This window comes from Prochlorococcus marinus (assembly GCF_001180245.1).
Classification (GTDB): domain Bacteria; phylum Cyanobacteriota; class Cyanobacteriia; order PCC-6307; family Cyanobiaceae; genus Prochlorococcus_A; species Prochlorococcus_A marinus_F.
Genome location: NZ_CVSV01000131.1, coordinates 456,577 through 475,398, shown reverse-complemented (window position 1 = coordinate 475,398; position 18,822 = coordinate 456,577). Strand labels below are relative to the sequence as shown.

20 protein-coding genes are annotated in these 18,822 nt (G+C 29.0%); 12 read left to right on the top strand and 8 right to left on the bottom strand.

Features of this window, described 5'->3' with window-relative positions; all coding sequences use genetic code 11:
• Positions 1–24 precede the first annotated feature (24 nt).
• Together psb28 and AMO19_RS07905 are read left to right on the top strand one after the other, a co-directional pair.
• Complete coding sequence (gene psb28 / locus AMO19_RS07910) at positions 25–378, top strand: photosystem II reaction center protein Psb28 (protein WP_011862904.1); 354 nt, start codon at positions 25–27, stop codon at positions 376–378.
• A 13-nt stretch (positions 379–391) separates the two neighbouring features.
• On the top strand, positions 392–1,435 hold the full coding sequence (locus AMO19_RS07905; RefSeq protein WP_075508009.1) for an AI-2E family transporter: 1,044 nt from the start codon (positions 392–394) through the stop codon (positions 1,433–1,435).
• Between the two features lie 204 nt (positions 1,436–1,639).
• Here the strand turns inward: AMO19_RS07905 and secF are convergent, their stop codons facing one another.
• From secF to rsmA, 6 genes are all read right to left on the bottom strand, one after another.
• Complete coding sequence (secF, locus tag AMO19_RS07895; protein WP_075508008.1) at positions 1,640–2,554, bottom strand: protein translocase subunit SecF; 915 nt, start codon at positions 2,552–2,554, stop codon at positions 1,640–1,642.
• A gap of 19 nt (positions 2,555–2,573) precedes the next feature.
• Positions 2,574–4,043, bottom strand: a complete 1,470-nt coding sequence (secD, locus tag AMO19_RS07890; RefSeq protein WP_075508007.1) for a protein translocase subunit SecD — start codon at positions 4,041–4,043, stop codon at positions 2,574–2,576.
• A gap of 3 nt (positions 4,044–4,046) precedes the next feature.
• A complete protein-coding gene (locus AMO19_RS07885) occupies positions 4,047–5,030 on the bottom strand; it encodes a pyruvate dehydrogenase complex E1 component subunit beta (RefSeq protein ID WP_025972114.1) in 984 nt (327 codons plus the stop codon).
• 179 nt (positions 5,031–5,209) lie between these two features.
• Positions 5,210–5,512: a DUF3082 domain-containing protein gene (locus AMO19_RS07880; protein ID WP_075508006.1), complete on the bottom strand. Its 303-nt coding sequence runs from the start codon at positions 5,510–5,512 to the stop codon at positions 5,210–5,212.
• A 26-nt stretch (positions 5,513–5,538) separates the two neighbouring features.
• The gene (ispE, locus tag AMO19_RS07875) at positions 5,539–6,474 is read right to left on the bottom strand and encodes a 4-(cytidine 5'-diphospho)-2-C-methyl-D-erythritol kinase (RefSeq protein ID WP_075508005.1); all 936 of its coding nucleotides are present in this window, start codon (positions 6,472–6,474) and stop codon (positions 5,539–5,541) included.
• A 12-nt stretch (positions 6,475–6,486) separates the two neighbouring features.
• Positions 6,487–7,311 (bottom strand): 16S rRNA (adenine(1518)-N(6)/adenine(1519)-N(6))-dimethyltransferase RsmA, encoded by an 825-nt coding sequence (gene rsmA / locus AMO19_RS07870; protein WP_075508004.1) that lies wholly within the window; start codon positions 7,309–7,311, stop codon positions 6,487–6,489.
• 52 nt (positions 7,312–7,363) lie between these two features.
• Here rsmA and AMO19_RS07865 point away from each other — a divergent pair, with 52 nt between their 5' ends.
• From AMO19_RS07865 to AMO19_RS07845, 5 genes are all read left to right on the top strand, one after another.
• Positions 7,364–7,696, top strand: coding sequence for a hypothetical protein (locus tag AMO19_RS07865; protein ID WP_075508003.1), 333 nt, complete (start codon positions 7,364–7,366; stop codon positions 7,694–7,696).
• 19 nt (positions 7,697–7,715) lie between these two features.
• Positions 7,716–8,132: a 23S rRNA (pseudouridine(1915)-N(3))-methyltransferase RlmH gene (locus AMO19_RS07860; RefSeq protein WP_075508002.1), complete on the top strand. Its 417-nt coding sequence runs from the start codon at positions 7,716–7,718 to the stop codon at positions 8,130–8,132.
• Positions 8,133–8,231: 99 nt separating this feature from the next.
• The gene (locus AMO19_RS07855) at positions 8,232–8,645 is read left to right on the top strand and encodes a LexA family protein (RefSeq protein WP_075508001.1); all 414 of its coding nucleotides are present in this window, start codon (positions 8,232–8,234) and stop codon (positions 8,643–8,645) included.
• The gene (locus tag AMO19_RS07850) at positions 8,645–9,931 is read left to right on the top strand and encodes a Y-family DNA polymerase (protein ID WP_075508000.1); all 1,287 of its coding nucleotides are present in this window, start codon (positions 8,645–8,647) and stop codon (positions 9,929–9,931) included. Before AMO19_RS07855 ends, AMO19_RS07850 begins: the two co-directional genes overlap by 1 nt.
• A gap of 9 nt (positions 9,932–9,940) precedes the next feature.
• Positions 9,941–10,408, top strand: coding sequence for a serine hydroxymethyltransferase (locus tag AMO19_RS07845; protein ID WP_075507999.1), 468 nt, complete (start codon positions 9,941–9,943; stop codon positions 10,406–10,408).
• Positions 10,409–10,424: 16 nt separating this feature from the next.
• On the opposite strand, the gene dnaG is transcribed toward AMO19_RS07845, so the two are convergent.
• Entirely contained in the window at positions 10,425–12,458 is a 2,034-nt protein-coding gene (gene dnaG, locus AMO19_RS07840) for a DNA primase (protein ID WP_075507998.1), read from the bottom strand.
• Between the two features lie 93 nt (positions 12,459–12,551).
• On the opposite strand from dnaG, the gene AMO19_RS07835 reads away from it, so the two are divergent.
• From AMO19_RS07835 to AMO19_RS07815, 5 genes are read left to right on the top strand one after another with little or no spacing between them, the layout of a single operon-like run.
• Positions 12,552–13,442, top strand: coding sequence for a DMT family transporter (locus tag AMO19_RS07835; RefSeq protein ID WP_075507997.1), 891 nt, complete (start codon positions 12,552–12,554; stop codon positions 13,440–13,442).
• Positions 13,443–13,466: 24 nt separating this feature from the next.
• The gene (locus tag AMO19_RS07830; protein ID WP_075507996.1) at positions 13,467–13,820 is read left to right on the top strand and encodes a glycine zipper 2TM domain-containing protein; all 354 of its coding nucleotides are present in this window, start codon (positions 13,467–13,469) and stop codon (positions 13,818–13,820) included.
• Positions 13,821–14,495: a Holliday junction branch migration protein RuvA gene (gene ruvA, locus AMO19_RS07825; protein WP_075507995.1), complete on the top strand. Its 675-nt coding sequence runs from the start codon at positions 13,821–13,823 to the stop codon at positions 14,493–14,495.
• Between the two features lie 31 nt (positions 14,496–14,526).
• On the top strand, positions 14,527–14,796 hold the full coding sequence (gene rpsO / locus AMO19_RS07820; RefSeq protein ID WP_075507994.1) for a 30S ribosomal protein S15: 270 nt from the start codon (positions 14,527–14,529) through the stop codon (positions 14,794–14,796).
• 9 nt (positions 14,797–14,805) lie between these two features.
• A complete protein-coding gene (locus AMO19_RS07815) occupies positions 14,806–15,255 on the top strand; it encodes a PAM68 family protein (RefSeq protein ID WP_075507993.1) in 450 nt (149 codons plus the stop codon).
• Between the two features lies 1 nt (position 15,256).
• Here the strand turns inward: AMO19_RS07815 and AMO19_RS07810 are convergent, their stop codons facing one another.
• Positions 15,257–18,754, bottom strand: a complete 3,498-nt coding sequence (locus AMO19_RS07810) for a DNA polymerase III subunit alpha (protein WP_075507992.1) — start codon at positions 18,752–18,754, stop codon at positions 15,257–15,259.
• Positions 18,755–18,822 lie beyond the last annotated feature (68 nt).

The window sequence follows — 18,822 nt, the reverse complement described above, 5'->3', positions numbered from 1 at the left end:
ATAAAAAATTATCAACCGAATATTATGACAACAAATAAAACTGCAAAAATACAATTTTATGAGGGTACTGATGAACCAGTTGTGCCTGAAATAAGACTGACTAGGAGTAAAGATGGTACCACCGGTCAAGCATTATTTTTGTTTGAAAAACCTCAGGCATTATCTTCAATTACAGACGGTGAAATCACAGGTATGCGGATGATAGATTCCGAAGGTGAAATATTAACTAGAGAAGTTAAAGTAAAGTTTGTTGATGGAGAACCAATATTTTTAGAAGCGGTTTATATTTGGAAGAACACACCAGACTTTGACAGATTTATGAGATTTGCAAATAGTTATGCCAAATCAAATGGATTAGGATATTCTGAAAAGAAGTAGAATGTTATGAAAATTGAATAGTTCATCATATTTCAAGTTAGTAGTAATATTAATCACTTTATTAATAGTATGGACTTTAAGGGATTTTCTCCTATTAATAATTTGTTCTTTAGTAATTTCAAATATTGTATGTAATTTATCTAATCAAATCCAAAAAGGTTTGAAAATTCCTCGATCGATTTCATTGTTTCTTGTCTTAGCCGTCATATCAGTAATTATATTTACTATTTTTATTCTTGTATTACCTCCATTTATAAAGGAATTCAATGAAATACTAGTTGACATTCCAAATGGTTTATCAAAAATAAATATATTGATCAATACAAATCTGAGCAAATTTAATAGCTTATTTTATGGCGAACAATCAGAAAATGTTATAGACATATTCAGTTTAATAAATAATGTAGTTACCATTCCAGATGTCTCAACTATTGCAAAAGCTATTCAAGAAAGTTTTAAGAATTTAATTAATATTGCGGGCAATCTAGGTTCAGGTCTTTTGAGATTAATATTCGTATTAGCAGTGAGTTTGATGATTTCTATTGAACCAAAACAATATAAAGAAAATGTACTTCTATTAATACCAAAAAATTACCGTAATAAATTTAGAAATATTCTGGAAAAATGCAATATTGCATTAGCAAATTGGACCTTTTCTATGGTCATAAGCTCATTATCAGTAGGTTTATTATCATTAATAGTTTTATCTATATTAGATGTCAAATACGTTGTCTCAAATGCCTTAATAGCAATGGTTCTTAATATAATTCCGAATATAGGTCCAGTTATTAGTGGTATATTTCCAATCTCAATTGCACTACTAGATAATTTTTGGAAACCACTGGCAGTTTTAGGATCATATGTAATCATTCAAAATATTGAAAGCTATATCATAATGCCATCTATAATGAAGAAAAAAGCGAACTTACTTCCTGGTTTGACATTAATATCACAATTTGGATTTACCTTCATTTTTGGTCCATTAGGCTTAATACTATCTCTCCCATTAGCTGTAGTAATACAGGTTTTAATCAAAGAATCATTTAAAGATATTTAAAAACTACTTAATTAATTTTTTATATAAATATGGGTATGAAAAAAGTATGAAGATAGCTAAGGGATGTTTACCTATAGCAAAATATAGAGAACTAAAAGTAAAATGATCAAATAATATTCTTAGCTCAGTAGAAAGATCTATTAAAACTAAAGAAAATAAAATTATCAAATAGTAATTCAATTTCATAAAATGAGAAGCTTAAGCTCAGTCTTTAAGCAACAAAGATGGAGCTAATAAAATACTTGAATAACTTCCAACAATAATTCCTAATGATAAGGCCAAAGAAAACCAAAACAGCGAGTAAGATCCAAACAAAATAATGCTTAATAAAGGGATAAGGGTTGTAATACTGGTAAAAGTTGTTCTCCTAAATGATTCGTTTACTGATAATTGAATAGTTTCGTTATAGCCTTCTTCCTTTGATTTTAAATTCTCACGAATTCTATCAAAAATAACAACAGTATCATTTACAGAATAACCAGCAATAGTTAACAAGGACACCGCAAATAAACTATTTACCTCGACAGATAATATAATTCCCAACCAGGAAAATATACCGAAAACAATTAATAAATCATGGAATAAAGCAAATAATGCAAATAATGCATATTTTTTATCAAACCTAATAGTTATATATAAAGATATTGCAAATAAAGAAACCAACAATGAAGTAACACAATTGGTAAGTAATCTTTTCCCAAGCTTTGGACCTATTAATCTTGAATTCTTACTCTCATAATTTAGAGGTCCAATAATATTATCAAGATTAGTAATTAGATTATTTGATTCTTCGATACTCAAATAAGGTGTTCTTATTGAAATTAATTTATTATTATTTTGAAATTGTAATTTAATATTATTTATAAAGTTTTTATTACTAGAGATCTCTCTTAAATTTTCTAAAACTGAATCAGGGGAAAGATTAGAACATTCTTCTTCGCAAACTCTTTCTATTCTTAGTTCATTTCCTCCAACAAAATCCATCCCTAAATTTATAGGTTTCTTATAAGAAGTATTAAAAGTTGAATATAAAATTCCTAAAAGACTTAACAAAATAAGAAAAGTTGAAAAACTAATTATCTTTCTTTTATTTTTTATTAGTTCAAGATTGTATTTCATGAGAAATTAGAAAAAAAATTTAATTTGAAAAATTATTCTTGGGTAGATAGAGATTTTTTTGTCTTAAAGATTGGTATGTTGTAAAAAATCGCAAAATAGTTTTTGAACAATTTAATGAGGTAAACAAGCTTATTAGAACTCCAATACCTAATGTTGCCGCAAAACCTTTAACAAAATTTGTTCCTAATAAAAACAATACAAAACAACTTAGAAGAGTTGTAATATGACCGTCAACTATAGATGAATTAGCTCTTTGAAAACCGCTATCAATAGATCTTGTAAGAGTATTGCCGTCATATAATTCTTCTCTAATTCTCTCAAATATTAGAATATTTGCGTCAACAGCCATACCAATGCTAAGTATAAGCCCAGATATTCCAGGTAAAGTCAAAGTTACAGGAATTAAAGAATATAGAGCTAAGTTAAAGAAACCATAAAGTACTAGAGATAGAACTGAAACGAAACCTAGAATTCTATAATTAAAAATCATAAATATACCAACAAAAATTAATCCACTAATAGCTGCATAAAGACTTTTTAAAATATTTTTGGATCCCAATAGAGCACCTATAGTGTTAGTTTCTACTATTTCAATTGGCAATGGCAATGAGCCTCCTTTAAGTTGAACTTCTAATTCTCTAGCATTTTCAGCACTAAAATTACCGCTTATTGTTGCTGATCCACCTGTAATACCAGTACTAGCAAACTGGTTACCAACACTAGCTTCACTTATAGATTCGCCATCAAGAATAATAGCCAATAGTTGATTAGTGCCAGCAATTGACTTTGTAATTTCTGCAAACTTTTCACCTCCTGAATTACTAAAAGTTAATAAAACTTCCCAATTACTATTTGTTTGTTCTTGTCTCCTTCCTGCGTTAATAAGATCTTTACCAGATAAATCTGTTTTAATAAATAAATTTGTAATTTCTTTATCAACATATTTTTTGATTTCAATTAACTTCCCATATAAATCATTACTAGTAGATGAGTAATTCAATTCTTGCTCTATATCTTCGAGATCATCTTGAATAACTTTTAAGAAATTATCATTATTTTGATTTTTTTCTTCAAAGGAATATTGTTCAATTAATTCTTTAATATTCAATCTTTGTAGTTGCAGAGTTTTTAAATCTGAAGATGTTCCTTCTTTTTGGGTTCTAAATTCTAATAAAGCAGTCTTACCTAATACCCTTGAAGCAACAGATGGATTTTGTTCGCCTGGTAATTCTAAAATCAATTGATCTCCACCGAGGGTTTGTAAATTAGACTCAGAAACTCCTAAATTGTTAACGCGCTTATCTATAACCGAATTAACTGCTTCAAGTTCATCCCTTGTTACCTTACCTTCCTCTTTAATAATTTGAAGTGTAAGTTGAGAACCACCTTGTAAATCCAATCCCAACTGTAAGGGATAATTTATTAATAGATAAAAAGATAAAGTAAGTAGAAATATAATAAAAAAAAGCCAACCTTGCCTTCTTTTCATTTTCTATATACTCCCACTAATTAAATGTTCAACTTTTTCAACTATTTGATGTGGTTGGATTATTGTCAAATTCTCAAGATTTCCATTATAGGGAGTTGGAATATCCTGACTAGATAATCTAATTGGTCGGGCATCAAGGTCATCAAAGCACTCTTCTGTTATCAAGGCAATTAATTCTGCACCAATACCTCCAGTCTTCATACATTCTTCAACAATAATCACTTTATTTGTTTTTCTTATTGATTTTGAGATGGTTTCCATATCAAATGGTTTTAAACTTATTAAATCTATTAACTCAACATCTATTCCTTTTTTTTCTAATTCTTCAACAGCTTTAAGGCAGTGATGTCTCATTCTTGAATAAGTTAATAAAGTAATATCACTTCCTTCTTTTACAACGTCAGCCTGATCTAAAGCGCAAGTATAATCACCCTCAGGTAATTCTTCAGACAAATTGTATAGAAGAACATGTTCAAAAAATAGAACCGGATTATCATCTCTTATAGCTGCTTTCATTAAACCTTTAGCATTTGTAGGCGTACTACATGCAACAATCTTTATGCCAGGAACTGCATGAAAATATGCTTCAAGTCTTTGACTATGCTCAGCACCAAGTTGACGACCAACTCCACCAGGTCCTCTAACTACTGCTGGTATTTTATAATTTCCGCCACTTGTATATCTAAGCATACCCATATTGTTTGATATCTGATTAAAAGCTAAAAGCAAAAAACCCATATTCATTCCTTCTACTATTGGTCTTAAGCCAGTCATTGCTGCACCCACAGCCATTCCCGTAAAACTATTCTCTGCAATTGGTGTATCTAAGACTCTTAACTCTCCATATTTTTCATATAAATCCTTAGTTACCTTATAAGATCCTCCATATTGACCAACATCTTCCCCCATAACGCAAACATTTACATCATTTGCCATTTCTTCATCAATTGCCTCTTTCAAAGCATTAAATAATAATGTTCCAGCCACAATTAATTACCTAATTAATCACATATATAATCCTACCACTTTGAATAATTCAACCTCCTTCAGCGAAGGTTATGAGTAGCAATATTGATAAAATCATTCCAGGCGATAGCAAAAGGACTAAAAGGCCTAAGTCATGTAAAGACATTCAAAGAAAGAGTTTTCTTAATAATATTGGCAAATCAACTTTTCTTCACAATAAAACTGCGAATAAATACAATAAAAAGTCCTATACCAATAAATGCAAAAGAGAAAGTTAGCAAAAAAGATAATCCAATTATTAAGGTATTGATACTAGAGGAAATATTTTGGACTATTTCAGAAGAATTAGATGGTCTATGTACTGAAAAATAAATTGCAATTTTATTACTTAAAAAATAAAAAAATATAAATAATAAAAAACTTGTTAATGATCCAACAATAAAATTTAAAGGTCCTTTTTCGGGAATATTTTTTTCAATATTCTCATTATTATTATCAGCCACAATAGATTTTTACATAAAAAAAAATTTTAAATGAATGTTATTCCCTTTTTAAGGAAAGTGCAAACCCATGAATCATAACCTTTATCTTTAAATAATTTAGAATTTGCAGCTAATTCTTTTTTAGCAGTCTCTAAATTTTTAAAGAGTGCAAAGCATGTAGGGCCTGATCCACTCATTGAAAATGTGAGACAATTTTCTAATTTAGAAAGTAAATATAATGCCTGGTTTACAGAATCATTTTCATTTTCAACAACTAACTGCAAATCATTTTTTATAGTTAAATGTTGATTATCAAAACTAAAATTATTTAAACCATTATCTCTTAAATCATTTCTTATTTTCTCAACCATTTCTCTATTTGTAAGATATTGTTCACAAAATCTATTACTATATTTTTTATAAGTTTCAGCTGTAGATACTGATACATTTGGATTTTTTAAAAGAATTACTCCATATTCAAAGTTTGAATCTAATTTCTCCAAAATTTCTCCTCTTCCAAAACATAATTGAATACCACCATTTATAAAAAATGGAATATCAGATCCTAAAGTTGATGCTAATGAACATAATGTTTCTTTATCTAAATTCAAATCCCATAACTTATTAAGACCAATTAATGTTGCTGCTGCATTACTGGATCCACCAGCTAATCCTGCGCCAATTGGAATATTTTTTCTTAAAAATATATTCGCACCGTAATCTATATTTGATTTTTTCCTTAATAGATTTGCCGATTTAACAATTAAGTTATCATCAGACAAGCTTAAATTATTACAATCAGATTCAAGCTTAATTAAACCTTCATTATTAAATTCAAATTCTAAATAATCAGATAGATCGATATTTTGCATAATCATTGCTAACTCATGAAAACCATCCTCTCTTTTACCAATAACTTCAAGGTGCAAATTTATTTTGGCAGGAGATTTTATATTAATTTTCGTTTTAGCTAAATTTTGCATATACTTAAATTTTTATTTTTTAATTTTAATACAATTTTCTGCAAGCTTAATCCATTGGTCAATTGAAATATCTTGTGGTCTTAAATTAAAACAAACTTTTGAAGATTCAGATAATTCATTTATCTCTTCATTTGAAAGTATTGAATTAAGAGTATTTCTAAGCATTTTTCTTCTTGAATTAAATGAAATTCGAAGAAGTTTATCTATATATTTTTCCAGACTAATATCTAATCTTAAATCATTCTTAATTGGTTCGAAAACTACTAAAGAAGAAAAAACTTTTGGAGGTGGACTAAATGATGAAGGGGGTACATCACATATTCTTTTTATTTTTGATAGAAGTTGCATTCTTACACTAAGTGCACCAGCATTGGGACTTCCTTCTTTTGACAAAATCCTATCTACAACGTCTTTCTGCATTAAAAATATTATTTTTTCGTAATTATAATTTTTTATAATGCCCAATCGACCTATGAAAATATCTAATATTGGGCCAGTTATATTGTAAGGAATATTTGCAATCACTTTTGTAATCTTCTTATTGATCGAATCTAAATTTACGGTAAGAATATCTCCCTGCTGAAGTGAAAACTTATCATTATTATTGAATTTATCATTTAATAAATTTATTAAATCTTTATCTAATTCAATCGCATGTAATTTTTTAATTTCTGAATCTAACAACTTAGAGGTTAAAGCTCCTTTACCTGGGCCAATTTCTAAAATAAAGTCATTTTCATTAAGAACAGCAATTTCTTTGATTTTTTCTAATATTTTTTTATTTACCAACCAGTGTTGTCCAAATCTTTTTTTTTGATGATGGTTTTTAGAATTCATCTAAAAGATAAATAATATGTTTAAATTAAATATGAATTTAATACTTTATATCATGAGCTTATCAAAAAAAAATTTAGATAAACTCAATAAATTTAAAAAAAATAAAAATTTAAATAACGAAATTAAAAATATAAGTAACAACACAAATATATCAAACAATGATAATTTAAGTTCTAATCCACTTAATTCAGAAGATCCTAATAAAATTTTTTATGCGTTAATTGATAATTCAGAATCTTTAGAAGAGACTTCTAACGTTAATAATTCACTAAGAAAAAGTGAGCTTAATCAAATTAATATGAATCCTAGAAAAGCTAATTTTTCTAAGAAATTAACAACTGAAGAGGAACTATATGATGAATTTAATTATCTTCTTGATGAATAATTAGTTTTAATATTTACTTATGCTTCAGAGTAATAGATTAAAAATTTATGCTATCGGCAAAATAAAAAAACTTTGGATTAGAGAAGGAATTAATCAATACAAAAAAAGAATGCCTGAACTTATCATTAATGAGTTAAAGACTTTTAATTTAAATAATCTTAGATCTAATAACAATATTATTATCTGCCTAAGTGAAGAAGGGAAGCAGTTTAATTCAGTTGAACTATGTTCTTTTCTCTTAAGTTTTAAAAATAAAAAAATTAATTTCTTAATTGGTGATACTGATGGAATAAATTCAGATATAAAAAAAAATTCAGATCTCATACTAAGTTTGTCTCCTTTAACTTTTCCTCATGAATTAGCTAGATTAATCCTTCTCGAGCAAATCTATAGAGCTGTCTCTATATCTAACAACTCCCCTTACCATCGTTCTTAAAAAGATTAGATTTAATCTAAAATTAATCTATAAAACTTTAATAACTAACTATTTTTCGAATTTTTACTCTATAGTACATATATACTATTAATTTAAATCTTGAATTCCTTTGATCAAGCTACTAAAAAGTTCAGAATCCCCTTATTAAATGATTCGGTATCTGCAGGGTTCCCTTCTCCCGCAGATGACTATACGGAAGAAAATATTGATTTAAATGAACATTTAATATCTAATCCGTTTAGCACTTTTTTTCTTAGAGTTAAAGGTGACTCAATGATAAATGCAGGAATTAAAGATAAAGATTTAATAATAGTAGACAAAAGTTTAATCGCCAAGCCAGGGAATATTGTCATCGCAATGATAGACGGAGAATTTACAATAAAAAGATTATCTATAAAAAATGATGAATTATATTTAAAAGCAGAAAATCATAATTATCCTGATTTTAGCTTTAAAAATCATATTGATGTACAGATATGGGGAGTTGTTATTTATTCAATACACAGCTATTAATGATAATTTCAAGTAATAATGCTATAGCTCTTATAGATGCTAATAATTTTTATGCGTCATGTGAACAAAATATTAATCCTAATTTGAGAAATAAACCAGTAGTAGTTTTATCTAATAATGATGGATGTATTATTGCGAGAAGTCCTGAAGCGCGAGCTTTAAAAATCAAAATGGGAACTCCTTATTTTAAGATCAAAGAAAAATTAAATAAATTGGATGTAGCAGTCTTAAGCTCAAACTACTCTCTTTACGGAGATATGAGCAGAAGACTAATGAATTTACTAAAAAATTACTGTGAAGAAATAGAAATTTATTCTATTGACGAAGCATTTATCTCAATTTCTAGACCTAATGATAAAAATCTATATCCTTGGGCAAGAAACATAAGATCATTAATATATCAGAATTTAGGGATTACCATAACAGTAGGCATAGGAGAAAATAAAGTAAGAGCAAAAATTGCTAATAAATTAGCTAAAAATATTTATTATTCAGCTGGAATATTTGATTTAGCTATAACCAGAAATGAGAACAATTATTTAAAAAGAATTAGTGTAGATAAGATATGGGGAGTCGGGAAACAAACCTCTAATTGGTTGCAAAGTAAAGGTATTAAGAATGCGAAAGAATTAAGAGATATGGAAGAAAATGAAATCATCAAAAAACTAGGCATAGTAGGAAAAAGATTGCAATTAGAACTGAAAGGTTATAAATGTCTGCCTATAGAAAAAAACAAGAAATCAAAAAAAGAAATTCAGGTAAGCAGGAGTTTCGGTACTCCTGTCACAAAATTAGAAGACTTAACTCAAGCACTAGCGACTCACGCAATAAAAGCATCTGAAAAAATGAGAAGTCAGAATTTGCAATCATCTAATATTAGAGTATTCGCAAGAACCAGTAAATATTCAAGTCAAAATTATCAAAGAAGTGCTCATAGAAAACTTACAAATGCAACAGACGACACAAACAGCATTTTAAAAATAGTAGTTGAATTATCTAAAGAAATTTATAATCCCGAATATAAATTTTCAAAAGCTGGTGTTTTAATGCAGGATTTAACTAATAGCGAATATTTACAACAATCAGTTATCAATTACAAATCTCAGAAAGACCTAAAAAAATCAGCAATTCTCATGAGAACTATTGATTTATTAAATAAAAGATTTAATAACAATGCGATTACATGGGCTATTACGAAAACGCCAAAAAGTTGGAAGATGAATAAGAATTTCTTAAGTCGCTCATCTACAACTGATATAGAACAGATCCCAACTATAGTAAAGTAAAAAAATAAAATGGAATTTATTATATTTTTAAGCAAATTAGATAAAGAGATTCTTGACTTATTAATACAAGCAAACTACAAAGTTGAAGAGAATAAAATTGAATGTCTCTTAAATAAAGAAATAAAAGGGCTACATAATTTTATAGAAAATAAAATAATAATATGCACTGAGAATGCAAAAAGGAAAACAAATTACAGAAATGAAAAGCAGCATCCAAATAAAGAAAACCTCAAAACAAAATTGGCAATAAGAAAAGCGTTAAGACATGAAGCTACTCATGCTATACAAAAATGTAACAACAATAAGACAGTAGGGGATATTAAAAATTTAGAAGCTAAATTACATCAAAGTAAGAGGAGATCATTAGAGTTCTCAACCTCCAATTTTTCTGGAACATATGCAAAAGAAGTGGAAGCTTATATTCTTGAAGACAAGCCCAAAAAGGTAAAAAATATGATTAAAAAATACTGCCTGTAAATTTAAATAAAATACATTAGCTAGCAATGAAATTACCACAGCGTTGTTTATCTAAAAAACTTATATGTTTTCTTTCTAAGTAATACAATTCCTGAAATTTAATCGCATCTGAGTTTAAATCCTTAAAGAGATCATCTATTTCTTTATTAGTCTCTGAGGAACCTGAAGAAGATTTATCAATTAAAATAGAAATACAATTTTCTAAAGTTTTTAATCTTTGTGATCCCCAAGATTCGATCAAGTGTCTACATCTTTTTAAAGAATTATATTTTTCCAGAAGTGATAAAGTTCCAAGTAAATTATCTTTAGGATTAGTAAGCAAGGTTAAAAACAACTCATTTGGATTAACAAAATTATTAATTTTATTTGATGAATCAGGATTATAAAGAGCTAAGTGATCAGTAAGAAGTGAAATCAAGTCAATAGCAAAAAACTCTTCTTGAAGATTTTGATTATTAGATTCTTTTAATTCATTTAAATAATTTAAACCTAAATTATTTTGTTCAATTTTTGAAATAGCTTCCCATAAATTTTGAATATGATTAGTATTAAAACCATTAATTTCTCTTTTGAGAAATTCATCGCGAATAAATAAGCGAAGATCAGGACAATGCAAATAATAAAAGATTATTTCCGATTCATTTTTTTCACGCCGAGAAATTTCATTTGGTTGTTCAAATTTTTTTGATCTACCATGCCAACGAAATCCCTTAACTTGATTTCTTAAATCTTGTTCAAACTGTATCGCTAACCTTGCCTGTCCCTTACTCAATCGTTCGGAAACTTTTTGTAAGTAATGAGTTCTTATTGAAGATTGAGGTAATTTACTCAACAATTTTACCAATGAAGAAATAACACTTTGGAAATTTTCAGACTTAGTTAAATCTTTATCTTTAAAGATCTGATCAATCTCCCAATCAATCCAAAAGGATGAATTATCAATGAGATTAATATAATCTTCTGGTGTATGACTATTCAAAAATTCGTCAGGATCTTTAAAATCATTAAGTTGAAGTATCTTAAGGTTAATTTGATCATGTAGAGATAAGCTTTCGACTTCGTTTATTACTCTTTTTGTAGCTAATATCCCTGCATTATCAGAATCAAAATTTATGATTATATTTTTATTATCTGTACATCTACATAGTTGAGAAATTTGATACTTATTTAATGCGGTGCCGAGGGAAGCTACAGCATTCGCAATACCTTTTGAATGAAGAGCAATTACATCAAAGTATCCCTCAACAATAATAGCTTTATCACTTTTTCTAATATTGCTAGATGCTTTTTCAAATGCAAACAACATCTTGCCTTTTTCAAATATCTCTGATTCAGGAGAATTAAGATATTTAGGTTCCTGACCATCAAGAGATCTTCCACCAAAGGCAACTACACGTCCCTGCATATCATGTATTGGAACTATTAATCTATTTCTAAAACGATCATATATTTTGTCAGAATTATCTTTAGAAATTGCAAGCCCTGAAGACAATATTAGATTAATAGGAAATTTTTCTACCTTGGATAGATAGTTAAATAAATCATTCCATGAATTCGGCGCAAAACCTAATTCAAAGTCATCAATAATTTTATTATTCAATTTTCTCTTGGATGTTAAATATTTCATAGCTTCGCAACCTAAAGAATTATTTAATTGAGATTTAAACCAATTTTTGGTGACTCTTAATATTTTATAAAGCTCTTCTTTTCTAGATAATTGTTTTTTAAAAGCTTCTAATTGGGGACCCTCAAGATTTTCAACATTGATATTATTTTTCTTGGCAAGTGAAAGTACAACATCTGAAAAATTTGCACGAGTAAATTCCATTAAAAATTTAATAGAATTACCCCCAGCACCACAAGAGAAACAATAATAGAATTGTTTACTTGGCGATACTGTCATAGATGGCTTAGTATCATCATGAAAAGGACAAATCCCAACAAATTCTTTGCCTTTCTTCTTAAGAACAATATGTTCAGATATAACGTCAACAATATCTGCTTTTTCCTTAACCTCCTGAATAGTTCTTGGGTGTATAGAATGAACCATTGAGATTAGTAAAAAAATTAATAATAATTTATTTGTTATAGGTCAAAATCAAATAAGAATCTACTTAATTTCACAAAAAAACTATTTTTTTAAATGATAAACCTTGAAGAATTAGAAAAAAAATTCATTTCATTGAATAAGTTTAATTTAGTATTTGCATCATTCTTCTTCAGTTTGATGACTTTGTGCGTTAAAAATATTGATAAAAGGATACCTATTTATGAATTAGTTTTATTTAGATCATTATTAAGTTTAATAATTACATTATTCATAATCAATTTAAAAAATATAAATCCATGGGGTAAAAACAAACCATTACTTATCTTAAGAGGTGCTTTAGGAACTTTAGCATTAGTTTGTATTTTTTATGCAATAAGAAATATGCCTCTTAGCATATCTACCGTCATTCAGTACACATATCCTATTTTTATATCTATATTTGCTGGCATATTTATTAATGAAAAAATAACTCGTAATATAATTTTTGCTTTAATTCTTGGCTGGATTGGAATATTAGTAATTTTAAATCCAAGCCAGTTATCAACTATAAACGTTGAAATTGAAAATGTTTCGATTTTGGTGGCATTTCTTGGAGCAATCTGCACCGCATTAGCTTACGTAACAGTTAAAAAACTCTCATTTACTGAAGATGTTTATGTAATTATTGAATATTTTCCACTTGTTTCTTTTATTACTCTACTACCAATTGTATTGATGAACTGGGTTACTCCAAATTGGAATGAATTAGTTTGGATAATAGGGATTGGCTTATTTACTCAATTAGGTCAGACTTTCTTAACTGTGGGATTAAAAAATTTACCTGCTTCTGAAGCATCAACAGTTAACTATTTACAAGTTTTATTCGGTTCAATTTGGGGCATATTTTTTTTTAGTGAAATAATCAACATAAATTTTTTATTAGGAGCCTCACTAGTTTTATTAGGAACTATTATATCTACTACCAAAATAATCAAAAGGACATAGAATAAAGATAGAGTTAAAAAAAAGGTGAAATTTTACTATTTAGCTTTATTGTTTTGTTTTTCTCCTATTGTTCAAGTAAAAGCAACTCCAAAGTCAATAACTTGTACAAGAACTGAATATAGAGAGGAGTATATTCCTGGAACAAAATCAAATCCAGGCTACGTAAAAAGTTATGAAGTTGATGTTGTAATACCATGTGGCGGTCAAAATAAAGCTGAAAAAATTGATGATAATGACTGTAGTGAAGGTTCTATTATTGGAGGTATTCTTGGTGCTGGAATAGCACTATCCTCATCTAGGGGTAAAGACAGATTTTGGGCCGTACCTGCTGGTGGGACTGCAGGTGCGTTAATTGGTTGTCAGGTGGATGGTGGTTAATTGATTAGTTGGATAAATGGAGAATTGGTTGAGTTATGGCAAACTAATCAAAAATTTTTTGTTTTAATAAATTGTCAAGGATTAGGATACGAAATACAAATACTAGAATTCTTTTTTCTCAAATTAAAAACAAATCAGATATCTAATAAAAACATTACTCTTTGGTTAAAACATATTAAGAAAGAAGATTCAGATTTATTATTTGGCTTTACATCAAAGGATCAAAAGGATTTTTTTATTGAAATTTTAAGTATCCGAGGTGTTGGATCTCAAATCGGTATGGGAATATTAAATAAATTTTCAATTAATGAAGTTATCAATGCAATTAAAACACAAAACAAAAAATTAATATGTTCTGTACCTGGTGTAGGACAAAAAATGGGTGATCGTTTAATTTTAGAATTAAAAAATAAATTTAAAAGTGAAATACAATTTGAAGATACAAAAGGCAAAGTTGAATTTAAGATTAAGGATCAAGAAATTAATAAAATGATCGAAGATCTTCAGTTAACCCTTCGATCTTTAAATTACAAAAATAAAGAAATCAAGACTATTTTGGCAAATATTAATAAAGAAGTAGATCTCCTTGCTATGAAAAATAATTTATCATTTGAAAATTTATTGAAATTAGCTATGAATTATTTAGATAAAGATAGTAGTAATTTAGCTAGATGACGTAGTATCATAGAGTAAAGAAATAAATTTTATGTCATTAGATACAGCTGAAAAACAGAAGCTGATTGAGACTCATCAAGTACATCCAACTGATACAGGTTCATCCGAAGTTCAAGTAGCTCTGCTTTCAAAAAGAATATCGAAATTAAGTGACCACCTCCAAGGAAACATTCACGATTTCGCTTCAAGGCAAGGATTATTAAAAATGATTGGTAAAAGAAAAAGATTATTATCTTTCTTAAAAGAAAAAAACGTTCAGAAATATCAAGAACTAGTAAAGAAAATTGGAATCAGAGGATGACCTCATTTAATGAAAAAAAAGCAATCCAAAAAAAAGACACAAAATAAAAAGAAAAAAATTAATTCTGAGACAACTGCATTCGCTAACATAGAAAAAACGTCTAACACTGTAACTTCCTCAAAGAAATCCTCAAATGGCATACCTAAATATGTCGCAGATAGAATGGCAAGAAGAATATTTTTCACAGCTGGAATACCGACAATATTAGGAATGTCTGTTTTTGTTGTGAGCTACATTATAGTTACAAGAAATATTGCTGAAATACCACCTTCTTCAACAATTGCAATTTCAGCATTGTTTTTCTTGCTAGGTCTGGCAGGATTGAGTTTTGGTATATTATCAGCTAGTTGGGATAAAGAGCCTGGATCCTTTTTTGGTATTGAAAATATTCCAATGAACATACAACGCGCAAAAGCTGCCTTCAAACCTGCCACGCAAAACTTTGAGGATAAAAGTTAATCTAGGAAACTAAAGATTTCAAATTAACTTGGAATGATTTATCTTCTAATAATTTGCATGCACCTTGAATATCTCCAATACAGAATTGTTCGCCAAATTTAACGTAGGTAACATTATTTTTATTTCTAACTGCAGCTAAAACTGGAATCTTAATTCCACATCTACCTTTATCTGGTTTAAATTTAATTAAACAGTCTCTCAAAGTATTTTGTACCCTTACATCTGATGCCTGAGAACTTTCAAGATTAATAATTAGCAGCTTAAGGTTATCGATTTCTCTACAATCATCAATTATTAACTGAGTCTTATCACTTTTTTTATCGATTGTACCCCAAACCAACAATCTAGTATCAGTAAGAAGAAATTCTGATAATCTAACATAGGTTTTAGGAAAAACTATTGCTTCGCAACTTCCAGAAAGATCTTCAAGCTGAACTATAGCCATCCTATCACCTTTTCTCGTTGTAATTTGCTTCAAATCGGGGATCATTCCAACCAAAGAGACTTTGCTTCTATCCTTTGTTTCTTCTAACTGCGAAATACTTACAGGTGATATAAGTTTTGCTGGCTTGGTTAAATGCTTTAGAGGATGATCAGATAAGTAAAAGCCTAATAGCTGCTTTTCTAACTTTAACTTCTCAATAAGTGAATAATCATCAACTTTAGCTAATTGTGAATCTGAAAAAGCAACATTAGAAAATTCATCTTTAGAGTCAAATAGATTTCCTTGTCCTGATAATCTGTCACGATTTCTTGAAGATGCCCACTCAATAACATGTTCAAGATCTGATAATAACTGAGCCCTATTATTATCATTTGAAAACTCATCCAGTGCTCCACAATGAATTAGAGATTCAAGACTTCTTTTGTTAAGAACATTAGAAGGCAAACGGTCGCACAAATCTGCTAATGACTTAAAGGTTCCAAAACTATCTCGGTTTTCAATTATATTTCTTATTGCAGAATCTCCTAAATTCTTAATTGCAGATAACCCGAATAAAATCTGATTATTCTTAATAGTGAAATCAACCCCAGAAAAATTAATGCTCGGTGAAATAACTTCTATTCCCATGGAATAACAATTAGAAATATATCTTTGCATCTTGTCGCTAGAGCCAGAATTTACACTTAAAAGAGCTGCCATATAAGCAACAGGAAAATGGGCTTTTAAAAATGCAGTTTGATAAGTTACGGCACCATAAGCAGTTGAGTGACTTTTGTTAAAACAATATTCTGCGAATAAAACCATTTGATCAAAAAGATCATTTGCTAATTTTTCATTAACACCTTTCTTCATGGAACCTTTTACAAAAATATTCCTATGCTTGACCATTTCAGAAACTTTCTTTTTCCCCATTGCTCTTCGAAGTAAATCAGCATCACCCAGAGAATAACCGGCTAGGTCTTGAGCAATTTTCATGATTTGTTCTTGATAAACCATAATTCCATAGGTTTCAGTGAGGATTGACTTAATAAAAGGATGAGGGAAATCAACCTTTTCGTTCCCATTTTTTCTATTTATGAATTTAGGTATAAGGCCTGCATCAAGAGGACCAGGTCTATAAAGAGCCAATATGGACGAAATATCCTCTAGAGAGCTAGGTTTGAAATCCCTAACGACCTGTTTCATACCGGAAGATTCAAGTTGAAAAATACCTTCAAGATCTCCTCTCCCGATAAGATCGAAGGTTTTACCATCATTTTGTGGTAACTCATCAATGTTTATCTTCCTTCCAGTAGATTGATTAATTAGAGAAACTGTTTTTTCAATCATTGTAAGATTCTTAAGACCCAAGAAATCCATTTTCAATAATCCAAGTGATTCGATATCGTCCATAGAATATTGGGTTATTATTTGCCCTTCATTATTTCTTTGAAGAGGTACAAGCTTGTCAAGAGGATCTGATGCGATAACAACTCCAGCAGCATGAACTCCATATGTTTTATTAGTTCCTTCAATTCTCAAAGCCAAATCAACCCATTTTTTCACCCTATTATCATTAATATATTTTTCTCTAAACTCTTGGCTAGGAGAATTCTTGTCAATCATTTCATTTAATTTATAAGGTTTCCCTCTTACAACCGGTATTAACTTAGCCAATTTGTCCGCTTCTCCATATGGAATATCTAAAACCCTTGCAACATCTTTTAAAACCGCCTTAGAGGTCATCTTATTGAAAGTAATTATTTGCGCTACTTTATCCTCTCCATAACGATTAGTAACATAATCTATTACTTCATTTCTCCTATCAATACAAAAATCGGTGTCAATATCTGGCATTGACTTTCTTGCTGGATTTAAAAATCTCTCAAACAACAATCCATGCTCAACAGGATCTATATTTGTAATCTGAAGAGCATAAGCTACTAATGAGCCTGCTGCAGAGCCTCTACCTGGTCCTACAGGGATAGAGTTATCTCTAGCAAATTTGATGTAGTCCCAAACAACCAAAAAATAATCTGGGAAGCCCATATCTTTAATAATTTTTAATTCGGAAGATAGTCTTTTTTTATAGTTCTCATCAACTTCTGAAAGATCATTTTTTTTAAGTCTTTTTAAAAGGCCTTTGTTAGATAATTGTGTAAGGAATGAAAATGAATCTGTATCTTCGTTAAGAGGGAATTTTGGCATTCTATAATTACCAAACAAATCAAATTCTTCAACTTTCTGAGAAATTTCTACTGTATTGTTAACTGCCTCAATAATTGATTCATCATCAATATGATCTTTAAAAAGTTCAAGCATTTCACTTTCACTTTTAATATATTCTGTACCGGTATATCTCAATCTTTTTTCATCACTTATGAGCTTTCCTGTTAATACACAAAGCAAAGCGTCATGTGCTTCAACATCCATACTTGATAAGTAGTGAGCGTCATTGGTCGCGATGACTTTTATTTGATGCTTCTTCCCAATTTTAATTAATTCAACGTTAACAATTCTATCCTCAATTGAGCCGTGATCTTGTATTTCTAGATAAAAGTCATCTGCAAATAATTTTTTATACCAAATAGCTATATCTTCTGCTATGTCTAATCTACCTTTTAAAATAGCCTGAGGTATCTCACCTCCAAGACAAGCTGTAGAAACTATCAAACCATCACTATATTTGCTTAAAAGAGATTTATCAATACATGGTCTAGAAAAAATGCCTCGACCTCTCATCCCATTTAGGTGACTAATTGTTGTTAACTTCACTAGATTCTTATATCCAGCATGATTTTTTGCTAACACCACCAAATGATATCTTTTTTCTTTTTTTGGTTGAGGATCATCAATAGAACCATTAATCACATACATTTCATTACCAATAATTGGTTTTATACCTTTCTCTTTACACTTCTTGACCAAATCGAGAACACCATACATAACTCCATGATCAGTAAGAGCTATCGATTCCATTCCAAGATCACAAGCTCTATCAACAATTTTTGAAATTTGACTGGCACCATCAAGCAAACTGTAGTCACTATGATTATGAAGAGGAACGAAAGCCATATTCAAATAATTTATATATATAAGATAGAGAAAATTTCTAAAAGATCTATATTTTGTGCTTACAAATT

Bases quoted from the DNA above. Each gene is read 5' to 3' on its own strand.
- psb28 (WP_011862904.1), top strand. From the start codon at position 25: ATGACAACAAATAAAACTGCAAAAATACAATTTTATGAGGGTACTGAT.
- secF (WP_075508008.1), bottom strand. From the start codon at position 2,554: ATGAAATACAATCTTGAACTAATAAAAAATAAAAGAAAGATAATTAGT.
- secD (WP_075508007.1), bottom strand. From the start codon at position 4,043: ATGAAAAGAAGGCAAGGTTGGCTTTTTTTTATTATATTTCTACTTACT.
- ispE (WP_075508005.1), bottom strand. From the start codon at position 6,474: ATGCAAAATTTAGCTAAAACGAAAATTAATATAAAATCTCCTGCCAAA.
- rsmA (WP_075508004.1), bottom strand. From the start codon at position 7,311: ATGAATTCTAAAAACCATCATCAAAAAAAAAGATTTGGACAACACTGG.
- AMO19_RS07865 (WP_075508003.1), top strand. From the start codon at position 7,364: ATGAGCTTATCAAAAAAAAATTTAGATAAACTCAATAAATTTAAAAAA.
- AMO19_RS07860 (WP_075508002.1), top strand. From the start codon at position 7,716: ATGCTTCAGAGTAATAGATTAAAAATTTATGCTATCGGCAAAATAAAA.
- AMO19_RS07850 (WP_075508000.1), top strand. From the start codon at position 8,645: ATGATAATTTCAAGTAATAATGCTATAGCTCTTATAGATGCTAATAAT.
- AMO19_RS07845 (WP_075507999.1), top strand. From the start codon at position 9,941: ATGGAATTTATTATATTTTTAAGCAAATTAGATAAAGAGATTCTTGAC.
- dnaG (WP_075507998.1), bottom strand. From the start codon at position 12,458: ATGGTTCATTCTATACACCCAAGAACTATTCAGGAGGTTAAGGAAAAA.
- AMO19_RS07835 (WP_075507997.1), top strand. From the start codon at position 12,552: ATGATAAACCTTGAAGAATTAGAAAAAAAATTCATTTCATTGAATAAG.
- rpsO (WP_075507994.1), top strand. From the start codon at position 14,527: ATGTCATTAGATACAGCTGAAAAACAGAAGCTGATTGAGACTCATCAA.
- AMO19_RS07815 (WP_075507993.1), top strand. From the start codon at position 14,806: ATGAAAAAAAAGCAATCCAAAAAAAAGACACAAAATAAAAAGAAAAAA.
- AMO19_RS07810 (WP_075507992.1), bottom strand. From the start codon at position 18,754: ATGGCTTTCGTTCCTCTTCATAATCATAGTGACTACAGTTTGCTTGAT.